Annotated in this window: 13 protein-coding genes; 8 read left to right on the top strand and 5 right to left on the bottom strand. The window is 53.9% G+C overall.

Annotation, left to right across the window (positions count from 1 at the left end):
• The first annotated feature begins 1 nt into the window (after nt 1).
• On the top strand, nt 2-766 hold the full coding sequence (gene phnE / locus JQR90_RS06825; RefSeq protein ID WP_010797687.1) for a phosphonate ABC transporter, permease protein PhnE: 765 nt from the start codon (nt 2-4) through the stop codon (nt 764-766).
• A gap of 15 nt (nt 767-781) precedes the next feature.
• On the opposite strand, the gene JQR90_RS06820 is transcribed toward phnE, so the two are convergent.
• On the bottom strand, nt 782-1096 hold the full coding sequence (locus tag JQR90_RS06820) for a DUF2288 domain-containing protein (RefSeq protein WP_010797686.1): 315 nt from the start codon (nt 1094-1096) through the stop codon (nt 782-784).
• A 281-nt stretch (nt 1097-1377) separates the two neighbouring features.
• Between JQR90_RS06820 and JQR90_RS06815 the strand changes: the two genes are divergently transcribed.
• The 7 genes from JQR90_RS06815 (at nt 1378) to JQR90_RS06785 (ending at nt 9893) form a co-directional block, all read left to right on the top strand.
• On the top strand, nt 1378-2499 hold the full coding sequence (locus JQR90_RS06815) for a branched-chain amino acid ABC transporter substrate-binding protein (protein WP_010797685.1): 1122 nt from the start codon (nt 1378-1380) through the stop codon (nt 2497-2499).
• Between the two features lie 141 nt (nt 2500-2640).
• Nucleotides 2641-3564, top strand: a complete 924-nt coding sequence (livH, locus tag JQR90_RS06810) for a high-affinity branched-chain amino acid ABC transporter permease LivH (protein WP_010797684.1) — start codon at nt 2641-2643, stop codon at nt 3562-3564.
• Nucleotides 3561-4832 carry a high-affinity branched-chain amino acid ABC transporter permease LivM gene (locus tag JQR90_RS06805; RefSeq protein ID WP_010797683.1) on the top strand — a complete coding sequence of 424 codons (1272 nt, stop codon included), beginning with the start codon at nt 3561-3563 and terminating at the stop codon, nt 4830-4832. The genes livH and JQR90_RS06805 overlap by 4 nt, the downstream gene beginning before the upstream one ends.
• A complete protein-coding gene (gene livG / locus JQR90_RS06800; RefSeq protein ID WP_010797682.1) occupies nt 4829-5596 on the top strand; it encodes a high-affinity branched-chain amino acid ABC transporter ATP-binding protein LivG in 768 nt (255 codons plus the stop codon). Before JQR90_RS06805 ends, livG begins: the two co-directional genes overlap by 4 nt.
• Nucleotides 5596-6297, top strand: coding sequence for an ABC transporter ATP-binding protein (locus tag JQR90_RS06795; RefSeq protein WP_010797681.1), 702 nt, complete (start codon nt 5596-5598; stop codon nt 6295-6297). The genes livG and JQR90_RS06795 overlap by 1 nt, the downstream gene beginning before the upstream one ends.
• 110 nt (nt 6298-6407) lie before the next feature.
• Entirely contained in the window at nt 6408-7097 is a 690-nt protein-coding gene (locus JQR90_RS06790) for a hypothetical protein (protein ID WP_010797680.1), read from the top strand.
• Nucleotides 7098-7379: 282 nt separating this feature from the next.
• Complete coding sequence (locus JQR90_RS06785; protein WP_434140663.1) at nt 7380-9893, top strand: bifunctional diguanylate cyclase/phosphodiesterase; 2514 nt, start codon at nt 7380-7382, stop codon at nt 9891-9893.
• An 18-nt stretch (nt 9894-9911) separates the two neighbouring features.
• On the opposite strand, the gene JQR90_RS06780 is transcribed toward JQR90_RS06785, so the two are convergent.
• The 4 genes from JQR90_RS06780 to JQR90_RS06765 are packed head-to-tail and all read right to left on the bottom strand — an operon-like array spanning nt 9912 to nt 13081.
• Complete coding sequence (locus JQR90_RS06780; RefSeq protein ID WP_434140662.1) at nt 9912-10871, bottom strand: GlxA family transcriptional regulator; 960 nt, start codon at nt 10869-10871, stop codon at nt 9912-9914.
• A gap of 3 nt (nt 10872-10874) precedes the next feature.
• Nucleotides 10875-11639: an ABC transporter ATP-binding protein gene (locus JQR90_RS06775; protein ID WP_010797676.1), complete on the bottom strand. Its 765-nt coding sequence runs from the start codon at nt 11637-11639 to the stop codon at nt 10875-10877.
• Between the two features lie 57 nt (nt 11640-11696).
• Nucleotides 11697-12395, bottom strand: coding sequence for an ABC transporter permease (locus JQR90_RS06770; RefSeq protein WP_010797675.1), 699 nt, complete (start codon nt 12393-12395; stop codon nt 11697-11699).
• Nucleotides 12392-13081 carry an ABC transporter permease gene (locus JQR90_RS06765; protein WP_010797674.1) on the bottom strand — a complete coding sequence of 230 codons (690 nt, stop codon included), beginning with the start codon at nt 13079-13081 and terminating at the stop codon, nt 12392-12394. Before JQR90_RS06765 ends, JQR90_RS06770 begins: the two co-directional genes overlap by 4 nt.
• Between the last annotated feature and the right edge of the window lie 15 nt (nt 13082-13096).

Below are 13096 nucleotides of genomic sequence, written 5' to 3'. Positions count from 1 at the left end.
GATGAAAATCAAGGGTCTTGCCGCCGTTATCGTAGTACTAGCCGCCATTGCCTCGTCCTTTGCTTACCTTGAGACGAATTTTATCGAGCTGTTTTCGCGGACCTCTCTTGCGCAAATGGCAAAATTTGCCAACGGATTTCTTACTCCCGATTTCTCCCGCAGTCACCTGTACGCCATTGCCTGGGCCTGCCTTGAAACACTGGCCATGTCAGCCATGGGTACCTTATTGGCAGCCCTGCTTGGCATAATACTGGCCCTGCCTGCGGCAGGCCGACTCGGCACTTTATTCAAAGCAGTTGCGCGGTTCTTGCTCAATGCCCTCCGCGCCGTCCCGGAACTGGTGTGGGCGGCACTGATGGTACTGGCTGCAGGGCTAGGGCCCAACGCCGGCACGCTTGCATTGGCACTGCATACGGCGGGTGTACTGGGTCGCCTGTTTGCCGAGACGCTGGAAAACACTCCGTCCGCCCCCAGCGATGCGATCAGACTGGCTGGGGGCGGACGCCTTGCCGCCTTCGCCTATGGCATTCTGCCAAGCGTCTGGCCTCAGCTGCTTGCCTATATTCTCTATCGCTGGGAAAACAATATCCGCATGGCGACGATATTGGGATTCGTGGGCGCTGGCGGCCTAGGACAAATGCTTCAAATCAGCCTCAGCCTGTTTCAACTCGCTCAGGCTGCAACCATTATCCTGGCCATGCTGACCCTGGTACTGCTGGTGGACGCTTTTAGTGCCTGGATCCGTCAGCGGTGGATCAATCATTGATCCACCCTGGCGGTCTCATGCCTCGCCGCTGTTACCGTTTCTAGCCTGTATAAGCACCCAGGGCGCAACGACCACTGCCCAAAAGACTGGATCGCTTACCAAAAACCCCCGTGCCTCATCCTCGGTCACCTTGGCCATTTGCCCGGACGTCAGCCAGGCAGAAACCTTGCCTGTATTGTCCTGAACAATGGCTTCTGCCGCCTCTATCAAGTCTATCTCGGCATCCACCCGAAGCAACGAACCCTTGGCAAAGTGCGGCTGTAACTCTTGCCATGTGATTTCAGCGGTCTGGCCCAACAGCGTAGCGTACAGAGTGCTGGTTTCGGACATCACGTCACCCCTAAAAATAAAGCGACATGATAGCGGCTGTCGCTTATTGTCGACAGGATTGACATGTCTTCAGCCCGGTTTCGGCTCGTATCCGATACATGATGCGACAAAGTGTATCGATACAGTCGATGTGCCACTTTTCAATTCCGTGATCGGCACTCTACACTCCGCACGTTGCGATGCCGATTTATCGTCATAACAAGAAAGCCAGCAATAAGAATAAATACTGCAATAAACGTTTGTGATCTGCCAAAACCAATAAGCATTTCGAGTGGAGCACTATGAATAAGGCAACTCAGCGTCTTTCCCGACTATTCGCCGCCATGGCCCTGGCTGGACTCACCAGCTACAGCGTCGCTGCCGATACAATAAAAATCGCCTTGGCCGGCCCGGTTACCGGTCCTGTAGCGCAATATGGGGAAATGGAATTTGTCGGCGCCAAAATGGCTATCGAGCAAATCAATAAGGCTGGCGGCGTCAATGGCCAGCAGCTCGAAGGCGTAGTCTACGACGATGCGTGTGACCCCAAGCAAGCGGTTGCCGTTGCCAACAAGATCGTCAATGACGAAGTGAAATTCGTGGTTGGCCACCTGTGCTCCAGCTCCACTCAGCCGGCGTCCGATATCTACGAGGACGAAGGCATCCTGATGATCACCCCAGCATCAACCAGCCCTGATCTCACGGCACGCGGACATAAACTGATCTTCCGCACCATTGGTCTTGACAACATGCAAGGCCCTACTGCCGGCAAATATATAGCCGAGCATATCAAGCCCAAGACAGTCGCCATCATCCACGACAAGCAGCAGTACGGTGAAGGCATTGCCACGGCCGTCAAGCAGACACTTGAAGGCGCCAATGTCAAAGTTGCCGTATTCGAAGGTATCAATGCCGGCGACAAGGACTTTTCTTCTCTGATCTCCAAGCTGAAGCAGGCGGGTGTGGATTTCGTCTATTACGGCGGCTATCACCCGGAGCTCGGCCTTCTGATGCGCCAGTCACAGGAAAAAGGCTTGAAAGTTCGCTTCATGGGGCCGGAAGGTGTGGGTAACTCTGAAATTTCCGCCATTGCAGGCAAATCCTCAGAGGGCATGCTTGTAACCCTTCCCCGCTCTTTCGATCAGGATCCGAAAAACAAAGCCCTGGTTGAAGCATTCAAAGCCAAGAAGCAGGATCCGAGCGGCCCGTTCGTCTTCCCCTCCTACGCAGCCGTGCAAGTTATTGCTGATGGCATCAAGAAGGCAGGCAACACTGAAACCGATGCTGTAGCAGAGGCCCTGCGCAGCAGTACGTTCAGCACACCTACAGGCGACCTGGCGTTTGACGAAAAAGGCGACCTGAAGAACTTCGAATTTGTCGTCTATGAGTGGCACGCCGACGGCACCAAGACCGAAGCCAAGTAACCGTTAAGCAGGAACTTGCCAGCACGTTGTCTGGCAAACGTCCTCAAAAGCCCACGGTATCCTCCGTGGGCTTTGTTCATTCCAAATGAGTAGGCGTGCCAAGACGCCAAAAGCACTGTGGCCGCTATTCAGGAGAAAGTAATGCCTGAGCTCTACCACTATCTTCAACAGCTGGTAAACGGTTTGACCGTTGGCAGCACCTACGCCTTGATAGCCATTGGTTACACCATGGTCTACGGCATTATTGGCATGATCAACTTCGCCCATGGCGAGGTATACATGATTGGCTCCTATGTAGCCTTCATTGTCATCGCCGGATTGGCACTCATGGGCATTCATAGTCTGCCGATCATCATGATTGCGGCCTTTGCTGCCAGCATTATTGTTGCCAGTGCCTATGGCTACAGTATTGAGCGTATTGCCTACCGTCCGCTGCGTGGCAGTAATCGCCTGATTCCGTTGATCTCAGCTATCGGCATGTCCATCTTTCTGCAAAACGAAGTGCTATTGGCACAGGACTCCAAGGACAAGGCCATTCCCAGCCTGCTACCTGGCAACATCATATTTGGCAATGATGCCATGAGTGGAGTCGTCATTTCGTACATGCAGATTCTGATCTTCGTGGTCACGTTTCTGGCCATGCTCGGATTGACGCTGTTCATCTCACGTTCGCGTCTCGGCCGCGCCTGCCGCGCCTGCGCCGAAGACATCAAGATGGCCAACCTGCTTGGCATCAACACCAACAACATTATCGCCCTGACCTTTGTTATCGGCGCATCCCTGGCAGCCATCGCGGCTGTTTTGCTCGGAATGCAATACGGCGTCATTAATCCGAGTCTGGGCTTTCTGGCAGGTATCAAGGCGTTTACTGCCGCAGTACTGGGCGGGATCGGCAGTATTCCAGGCGCCATGCTGGGCGGACTGGTGCTAGGGGTAGCCGAAGCGTTCGGGGCCGATATTTTTGGTGATCAGTACAAGGATGTCGTGGCATTCACACTTCTTGTCCTCGTTTTGTTGTTCCGGCCGACCGGCATTCTGGGCCGTCCGGAGGTAGAAAAAGTATGAGCAGTACCCCTTTCAACAAACAGCTTAAAACGGCTTTTTTCAGTGCGCTTCTCGTACTCGCAGTGGCCTACCCTGTTTTGGGGCTAAAACTGACCACAGTGGGTATCGGGCTCGAAGTCCATGGCGCCAGCCCAACCACCCTGACGATCATTTTTGGGGCGGCCGCCCTTATGTTCGTATGGCAGTTGGTACGTGATCGCATTCCCATGCCGCGCCGAACCAGGGGCACCCACACCTCACCACTGACCAAACTAGGCGCCCAGCTCACCGAGCCATCTGTTCAACGCTGGGTCATCCTCGGGCTGGTTCTTGTCGCGCTAGTCTGGCCATTCTTCGGCTCACGGGGGGCCGTGGATATCGCTACGCTGATTCTCATCTATGTGATGCTGGGGCTTGGTCTGAATATTGTGGTCGGCCTGGCGGGTCTTCTTGATCTGGGCTACGTCGGCTTTTACGCCGTAGGGGCATATAGTTACGCCCTGCTCTCCCACTATTACGGCCTTGGATTCTGGATCTGCCTGCCCATTGCCGGTTTGATGGCTGCGCTATTCGGCTTTTTGCTGGGCTTTCCCGTGCTGCGCCTGCGAGGTGACTATCTCGCCATCGTAACGCTCGGCTTCGGCGAGATCATCCGTATTCTGCTACGCAACCTTACCAGCATCACCGGCGGCCCCAACGGCATTAGCGGAATCGACAAGCCTACGCTATTCAACCTGACGTTTGAGCGGCGTGCCCCTGAAGGCATGCAGACATTCCATGAGTTTTTTGGCATCGCCTACAACTCGAACTACAAGGTGATCTTTCTTTACCTGGTTGCGTTACTGCTCGTCCTGCTTACGCTTTTCGTGATCAATCGGTTACTGCGCATGCCCATCGGTCGCGCTTGGGAAGCCTTACGTGAAGATGAGATCGCCTGCCGTGCATTAGGCTTGAATCCGACCCTTATCAAACTCTCCGCTTTTACGCTGGGTGCCTGCTTTGCAGGTTTCGCGGGCAGCTTCTTTGCGGCTCGCCAAGGGCTGGTGTCGCCGGAATCGTTCACCTTCATTGAGTCAGCCATCATCTTGGCGATCGTTGTTCTGGGTGGAATGGGCTCACAATTGGGCGTCATTCTGGCAGCCATTGTCATGATTCTGCTTCCAGAGCTGATGCGTGAGTTCAGTGAATATCGCATGTTGATGTTTGGCGCCATGATGGTCCTGATGATGATCTGGCGGCCGCAAGGCCTGCTCCCGATGCAGCGCCCCCATTTGGAGCTGCGTAAATGAGCCAACTTATTCTTCAAGCTAAAGACCTGACCATGCGTTTTGGCGGCCTCTTGGCGGTCAATGGCGTCAATATCAGCGTCGAGGAAAAGCAGGTCGTTTCCCTGATAGGACCGAACGGCGCTGGCAAGACAACCGTGTTCAACTGCCTGACCGGTTTCTATCAACCAACAGGAGGTGAAATTCTACTTAGAGGTACGCCCATTCATGGCTTGCCGGGTCACCAGATCGCTCGACGCGGCATCGTACGCACCTTCCAGAATGTTCGGTTGTTCAAGGAAATGACGGCGGTTGAAAACCTGCTGGTTGCTCAACACCGCCATCTGAATACGAATTTTCTAGCTGGCCTTTTCAAAACTCCCGACTTTCGCCGCGCAGAATCTGAAGCCATGGACTTTGCCCGCCACTGGCTTGAGCAGGTCAACCTCACCGAGGTCGCCAACCGACCTGCCGGCAATCTGGCCTATGGCCAACAGCGCCGTCTTGAGATTGCTCGCTGCATGATGACACGCCCCCAACTCCTCATGCTTGATGAACCTGCCGCCGGCCTTAATCCTCGCGAGACGGAAGACCTGAAAGCGCTGATTTCCCTGCTGCGAGACGAGCACGGCGTAACTGTTCTGCTCATTGAGCACGACATGCACCTAGTCATGAGCATCTCGGATCATATTGTCGTTATCAATCAGGGCACCCCCCTGGCCGATGGTAAGCCGGAGCAAATCCGTAATAACCCTGACGTGATCAAAGCCTATTTGGGAGAAGCGTGATGCTGCAGTTCGAAAACGTTTCGACTTTCTATGGCAAGATCCAGGCGCTGCATGGGGTCAGCCTGTCCGTCAACAAAGGGGAGATCGTGACACTCATCGGCGCCAATGGCGCTGGCAAGTCTACCCTCCTGATGACGCTATGCGGTTCTCCTAAGGCAGCTGGCGGTAGTATTCGTTACGAAGGTGAAGAGCTGGTCGGAAAAGACTCCTCCGAAATCATGCGCAAGGGTATCGCCGTGGTTCCTGAGGGTCGCCGCGTCTTTGCTCGCCTGACTGTCGAGGAAAACCTCGCCATGGGCGGTTTTTTTACCGACAAGCATGACTATGATCGTCAGCTTGAAAAGGTTCTTGGCCTGTTTCCTCGCTTGAAGGAGCGCTATCACCAGCGCGGAGGCACAATGTCCGGTGGGGAGCAACAGATGCTGGCCATCGGTCGTGCGATGATGAGTCATCCGCGTCTCCTGCTGCTTGACGAGCCCTCATTGGGTTTAGCCCCCATCATCATTCAGCAGATTTTCGATATCATCGAACAACTGCGCGAGGATGGCGTAACGGTATTTCTGGTCGAGCAGAACGCCAACCAGGCGCTCAGACTGGCAGACCGCGGCTACGTTCTAGAAAATGGTCATATCGTCATGCAGGATACCGGCGAAGCCCTATTGGCCAACCCTGACGTACGCAAGGCCTACCTGGGAGGCTAAAGGATCGCTTGTGCGCTCCGTTCAAAAAGAGCGCACAAGTTCATTTCAGCCTTGTCCTAACGGATATAGCTCAGTAACGTTGCCACCCTTGTTTCAATGGAGAGCTCTAGATGTTAGCGCCACGCTTGCTGCTGCCCCTGACCTTGCTGGCCACGTTGCTGGCAGGCTGCCATAGCACCCCGAGCGATAGCATCGCTTCGTCCAAGGCGTCTCAAGGCGTACGCCTGCAAGGTGATTTGCGGTTAGCGAATGACCAGTTACTCTTTCGCCCCTGTCAGGAGCATCGCTACTTTCAAATAGACGATGCGGCCAACACGTCTATTATCAACGATGCTCATGAGTTGACGGCCGATAGCGGTGCCAGCAGCCTATTCGCAGATTTACGCGGAAAGATGAAATCTGGAGGGCCGGCTGGAAGCGATGGCGTATTTGCCGTTTCCGAGGTGTATCGCATGCAGTATACCGGGCCCGGCTGTTCAGACCCTAATTTCAAGCGCCTGACGCTTCGCGCAGCCGGTCATACTCCAGAATGGAATGTGGTAGTAAGTGGCCAAGGCATGGTTATAGCCTCGACCGATCGCAGCCAGCAGGCTCTTCCATATTTGCAGGAGCAACTACCCGACGGTAGTCGTAGCCTGTCTACCGAAGCCAACGGCGAGCGTGTCGAGCTATGGGTTAGTCCGCAGCGCTGTGTTGATGAAAGCACTGGTACGGTTCAATCCCTTCAGGCGGAGCTGCGTGTCAATGGCAAGAGCATGTCAGGCTGCGCGCACTATGGCGGTGCTACTGACACCCATTAAAGAAATCCAGTCCTGCGTGCTGTTACTAAGCCTCAAACAGCACGCATTGGCAATGAAAGCCTCTTATCCAAGGTTCTTCGTTTACTGCCTCATGGGCGCCCGCCTTACATCAGACGAATATCTATTTCGCCAAGCTCACTAGGCCTGCTAGTTTAATATCTGTTTTAGCTGAATTATTTCACACATCAGTCGACATCTTATAGGATGCCTCCCCTCCCCAAGAGTGGCCATCTGCCATCAATGCCTATATTTCAAGACCACTCTGCGCCGCCTTTGCCTACTATGCTCAGTACTACTTTTACCCGTCGCGTATTCCCTCTGGTTACAGTATTGCTGTTCCTGATGTTTTCGCTCGCATGTGGGCTGTTGATCCACAACGCTCGTAGCCAGGATCAACAGGCTCAGGCAGACACCTTATACGCTGCTCAAAAAGCCCTTGAAGACCTGAATACAAGCATAAAAAAGGATATATCTGACTATTCCAAATGGGGTGAGCTTTACAAGAACATGCACCTTAAGCTCAACATCAGCTGGGCGTATGACGGAGAAAACCTGGGCGAGTCGATTTATGAGCTCTATGGCTTTCAGGGATTACTTGTTCTAAATGCGCAGGACAAAACCGTCTATTCACTGTTTGAAGGTGAGCAAACACCTCTTGATGCCCGACAATGGCTACAAGGCGATTTTGACGCTCTGCTGAAAAAGGCACGCGCGCCTGAAAATAAGGAAGAGGTAGTCAGTGAGCTCCTGAAAGTCGACTCAGTACCTGCCATCGTTGCGGCTGGATCCATCACGCCAGGAAAAGACCCAACCGTTAAGGAGCGGCCCGGCACCCGCTCAGTACTTCTCTTCGTCAATATCCTTACACCAGACAAGCTCAAGGCGCTGGGTACACAATATGGATTAGTCAATCTGCGGACTACACAGACGCCTCAGATTGAAGGCTCGTCCACGCTTCGTCTAGCACCTGGCGCTGATAGCTACTTGGCCTGGGACCCGCCACGTCATGGGCAGACGCTGCTTGACTCGATTCTTCCCTACTTCGGTATCGCGGGTCTCATGCTGATCGCGTCAACCTGGCTAGTCCTGCGTAATGCACTTTCTACGGCACGACTCATGGAAGCTCATTACGTTGAATTGACTCAGAGCAAGGAAGCTTTGGCGGTTAGCGAGGAGCGCTTCAGAGACGTAGCAGAAGCCGCGTCGGACTGGCTGTGGGAAATCGACGCTCAGTACCGCCTGACCTATCTTTCAGGGCGCTTCGAGGAAGTTACAGGCACTACACCTGAGCAGTGGCTTGGTAAAAACCTTGATGAACTGCTGACAGCAGACCATGAGTCATTGACAACATGGCTGAACCATCGAAGGAATACCTCTACATCTACTCCACTCGTCTGTCATTATCATGACCGACAAGGTAAGCAGCGGACCTGCCGCGTCTCGGCGCGACCGATAAAAGATGGCATGCAAGGGTTTCGCGGTACGGCCAGCGATATTACCGACGAGGTCAAAGCGCTAGCTCAGGTAAGGCACCTGTCTCTGCATGATCCCTTAACCGATCTGCCCAATCGCAACCGTTTGAACGAGTTTCTAAAAAAGCATGTAGGCCCATCAACACGCGTTGCCCCTGTGGCCTTGTTAAGTGTGGATCTGGATCGCTTCAAACCGGTCAACGATGCGCTGGGTCATGCAGCGGGCGACAGAGTGCTCAGGGAAGTAGCCAAGCGCCTGCGTAATTGCATTCGAGAAGCCGATCTAGTCGCGCGGGTCGGTGGTGATGAGTTTATTGTCGTGATGACCCGCCTTCAGAACCATGAAGAAATTTCTGCACTGAGCTCACGAATCATTGATCAGCTCCATCAGCCTATCAAAGTGGATGACCAGACCGTGTTTATTGGAGGAAGCATAGGCGTTGCACTAGCGCCCTCTGATACAAATAACGCAGAGGAGCTTCTGCGGCTCGCCGATATTGCGCTTTATCAGTCCAAGGCTGCAGGCCGTAATACATGGCGTTTCTACTCCCACGAAATGAACGAGCTGATTACCAGCCGTCGACGCTTGGAGAACGATCTCCGTCAGGCGCTGGAAAGAGAAGAATTGAGCCTCCATTTTCAGCCACGTTATTCGCTTACAGGAAATCGGCTGACCGGGTTCGAAGCGCTATTACGCTGGCAGCATCCTGAACATGGCATGCTGCTACCCGATAGTTTCATTGCACTGGCAGAAGACACCGGCCTTATCGTTCCCATCGGAAACTGGGTACTGAAACGCGCCTGCCACGTAGCCGTCAAATGGCCACAACCGGTGGGTATTTCTGTGAATCTCTCGCCCCGACAGTTTGGTCGTCATGACCTGATCAATCAGGTACAAAATGCGCTGACCGAGAGTAGGCTGGATCCTTCCAGACTTGAACTGGAAATTACCGAGCGCGTCATGCTGGACGATGCTGACGGAGCGCTGGAGACACTCAACAGCCTGAAGGCGCTCGGGATACGTCTCCACATGGACGATTTTGGTACAGGCTTTTCTTCTCTGGGATACCTACGCAGCTACCCCTTTGATGGCATCAAGATAGACCGCAGCTTTGTCGCTGGTATCGGTACAAACCCAGACGATCGCGCTATCGTCCAGGCCATCATTACGTTGGGCCAATCCCTTGGCATGACGGTTACGGCTGAAGGCGTAGAAACAGCAGAGCAACTTGAGCACCTACGTGGCGATGCCTGCGACGAGGTACAGGGCTTTCATTTCAGCAAGGCATTACCTGCGCATGAACTGTCTCTACTGTTTGGCTGAGCAAGCCCAAGCCCCGGTTCAACGTTCGGTAACAACCGCGACATCCGGTCCTGCACCACGCCGCTGATTACGATCATCACGCGGCGTCACACCAAAGAAATTTCGATAGGCGCTGGAGAAATGAGGCCCCGACGAAAAACCGCACGACAGCCCAATTTGAATAATGGATTTGCTGGTCTGCATCAGCATCTTGCGTGCCCGATTCAGCCGAAGCTCCAAATAATATTGGCTTGGCACACGTGACAGGTACTGCTTGAAAATGCGCTCGAGCTGACGACGTGACACGCAGACATGCTGCGCAATTTCATCAGTGGTAAGCGGCTCTTCAATATTGGCCTCCATGAGCATGACTGCCTGGGTCAGCTTTGGATGACTGGAGCCCAGCCGGTTTTTCAGCGGGATTCGCTGGCGTTCATTACCCTCGCGGATTCGCTCGACAACCAGCTCTTCCGAAACAACACCAGCCAGGTCCGCCCCATAGTCATGGCTCAGCATGGCCAAGACCATGTCCAGGATAGCCAGACCGCCACAAGCAGAGAGCCGGTCACGATCCCACTCAAACAGATGATTGGTTGCGATAACCTTGGGATATTGCTCTGTGAAATCATCCAGCCAGCGCCAGTGCACCGCAGCGCGGTACCCGTCAAGCAGACCTGACTGCGCCAGCGGAAATACGCCTGCTGAAATGGCCCCTACCTGCACTCCGGATCGAGCGCACTGCTTTAGCGCCGTACTCAGCGGGACCGAGAGTGATTGCGGAATCTCATCCGCCAACAAAAACACTCTTTGGAAGTGCTCCAGTTGAGCGGGCCAGGAGATATGCGTCAAGCGCTGCTCGGCCTGATCGATGCGTATCAATTCAAGCACGTATTCAGCGCTGGCCTGCTGCCGTCTAGCCACTCGAAAGGCTTCTTCGGCCAGGGCTACCGTCAAAGGGCGGGTTTCGGGCCAAATCAAAAAGCCTATACGAATGGCCATATGTTATTTCAAGCTGCCAGACAGGAATTGTTGTAGTCGCACACTGCTCGGATTAGCCAGGACTTCACGAGGATTGCCAGACTCCTCGACGCGCCCCTGATGCAGAAAGATAACCTGATTGGAGACCTCTCTGGCAAAGCCCATCTCATGGGTAACCACCACCATGGTACGCCCTTCAAGCGCCAGATCACGCATCACCTTGAGCACCTCGCCTACCAGCTCAGGATCCAGCGCAGAGGTAGGTTCATCAAACAGCATGACTTCAGGCTCCATGGCCAGCGCGCGAGCTATTGCTACGCGTTGCTGCTCGCCTCCCGACATATGGGCAGGGTATGCATCCTTACGATGAGATACCCCGACCTTGGCCAGATAACGCTCAGCTCGCTCGATGGCTTTAGCCTTGGGAACACCCAATACATGAATTGGCGCCTCGATCACGTTCTGCATTACCGTCATATGTGACCATAGATTGAAATGCTGAAACACCATCGCCAAGCGCGAGCGCATCTTCTGCAGCTGCTTGGGATCTGCCGCCTTGAGCGCACCCTGCTTGGTAGACTGCAGCTTGAGCTCTTCACCATTAAGCAGGATTTTGCCCGCATGGGGCTGTTCCAGCATATTGATGCAACGTAGCAACGTCGATTTACCCGAACCGCTGGAGCCGATGATACTGATGACATCGCCGGCCTTGGCCGCAAGCGAAACCCCCTTGATCACCTCATGATCACCGTAACGCTTGTGTAGATCCTGTATTTCAAGTTTGAACATGGTTTCAAAGCCTTGATTAGTCTAGCCAGTGCACAGGCCCCGGCTCGTACTCGATATTTAATGTTTACGAGGCGCCAGATAGGCGAGCCAGTGCCGCTCGGCCAGTTTGAATAGCCGGACCAGAATAAACGTCAGCGCAAGGTAGAACACGCCGGCGGTGACATAGGCCTCGAAAGGCAGATAAAACTGGGAATTGACTGTACGGGCTGCGCCGGTAATGTCGACCAGGGTTACGATCGAGGCCAGACTAGTCGTCTGCAGCATCATGATGACCTCATTGCTGTACTGAGGCAGTGCGCGACGCAATGCAGAAGGTAATACGATCCGCCGATACATGAGCGAACGGGACATTCCCATCGCCTGAGCCGCCTCGATCTCACCGTGCGGCGTTGCCTTCAAGCTACCCGCAATGATCTCCGCGGTATAAGCGCTCGTGTTGATGGCAAAGGCCAGGCATGCACAAAACGTGGCGTTCGAGAGCCAAGGCCAGAGCCAGCTTTCCCTTATCACCTCGAATTGAGCCAAGCCGTAATAGATCAGGAAAAGCTGCACCAAGCCTGGTGTTCCTCGAATTACATACGTGTAAAGCCAGGCAGGAAAATTGATCAGAATACGTTTGGATACCCGCATAAACGCCAGCGGGATGGCAGCGGCCAGTCCAATGACCAGAGAAACAGCCAGCAACTTCAAGGTAACCAGAAGCCCGTTAAAATAAAGCGGCAAATTTTCCCAGATGACGTTGTAGTCAAAGATCATAGGTCAGCCACCTTAACGCCCGCGGAATAACGTCTTTCAACCAGCCTCAACAACAGAAGCGACACGCTGGTGATAATCAGATAAAGCGCCGCAACAGCCACGTAAAACGTGAAGGGCTCGCGGGTAGCATCGGCCGCCTGCTTGGCCTTGAACATCATGTCCTGCAGTCCCACCAGAGAGATCAGCGCGGTTGCCTTGGTCAGTACCAACCAATTATTGGTAAATCCAGGGATGGCCAGTCGAATCATTTGCGGGACAAGAATTCGGAAAAATACCTGGATGCCGCTCATGCCATAGGCAACACCCGCTTCAGCCTGCCCTTTTGGAATACCCAAAAAAGCGCCTCGAAAGGTTTCGGACAAATATGCGCCGAAGATGAAACCCAGGGTAAAAACACCTGCTGCAAACGGATTGATATCTATGTAATCGTCATACCCCACCATAGGAGCCAGACGATTGATCAAATCCTGACCACCGTAGAAGATCAGCAGAATCAATACCAGGTCGGGAATTCCCCGAATGACTGTCGAATACAGATCGCCCAGCCAAGCCAGCCAGCGTACCGGTGAAAGGCGAAAGGCAGCGCCAGCCAGACCCAGGCCGCAGGCCAACACCATGGATATCAGGGCCAGCTGTATGGTAAGCCAGGCACCATCGACAATATTCGCCCCGTAGCCGTTGAGCATAGTGGACAACTCCTC

This window comes from Pseudomonas sp. JZ114 (assembly GCF_051027705.1).
GTDB lineage: Bacteria > Pseudomonadota > Gammaproteobacteria > Pseudomonadales > Pseudomonadaceae > Chryseomonas > Chryseomonas luteola.
Note: the sequence above shows the minus strand (reverse complement) of the source record. Positions and strands in the feature narration are given on the sequence as shown.

Bases quoted from the DNA above. Each gene is read 5' to 3' on its own strand.
- JQR90_RS06780 (WP_434140662.1), bottom strand. From the start codon at position 10,871: ATGGCCATTCGTATAGGCTTTTTGATTTGGCCCGAAACCCGCCCTTTG.
- JQR90_RS06765 (WP_010797674.1), bottom strand. From the start codon at position 13,081: ATGCTCAACGGCTACGGGGCGAATATTGTCGATGGTGCCTGGCTTACC.
- JQR90_RS06820 (WP_010797686.1), bottom strand. From the start codon at position 1,096: ATGTCCGAAACCAGCACTCTGTACGCTACGCTGTTGGGCCAGACCGCT.
- JQR90_RS06815 (WP_010797685.1), top strand. From the start codon at position 1,378: ATGAATAAGGCAACTCAGCGTCTTTCCCGACTATTCGCCGCCATGGCC.
- livG (WP_010797682.1), top strand. From the start codon at position 4,829: ATGAGCCAACTTATTCTTCAAGCTAAAGACCTGACCATGCGTTTTGGC.
- phnE (WP_010797687.1), top strand. From the start codon at position 2: ATGAAAATCAAGGGTCTTGCCGCCGTTATCGTAGTACTAGCCGCCATT.
- JQR90_RS06775 (WP_010797676.1), bottom strand. From the start codon at position 11,639: ATGTTCAAACTTGAAATACAGGATCTACACAAGCGTTACGGTGATCAT.
- JQR90_RS06785 (WP_434140663.1), top strand. From the start codon at position 7,380: ATGCTCAGTACTACTTTTACCCGTCGCGTATTCCCTCTGGTTACAGTA.
- JQR90_RS06795 (WP_010797681.1), top strand. From the start codon at position 5,596: ATGCTGCAGTTCGAAAACGTTTCGACTTTCTATGGCAAGATCCAGGCG.
- livH (WP_010797684.1), top strand. From the start codon at position 2,641: ATGCCTGAGCTCTACCACTATCTTCAACAGCTGGTAAACGGTTTGACC.
- JQR90_RS06805 (WP_010797683.1), top strand. From the start codon at position 3,561: ATGAGCAGTACCCCTTTCAACAAACAGCTTAAAACGGCTTTTTTCAGT.
- JQR90_RS06790 (WP_010797680.1), top strand. From the start codon at position 6,408: ATGTTAGCGCCACGCTTGCTGCTGCCCCTGACCTTGCTGGCCACGTTG.
- JQR90_RS06770 (WP_010797675.1), bottom strand. From the start codon at position 12,395: ATGATCTTTGACTACAACGTCATCTGGGAAAATTTGCCGCTTTATTTT.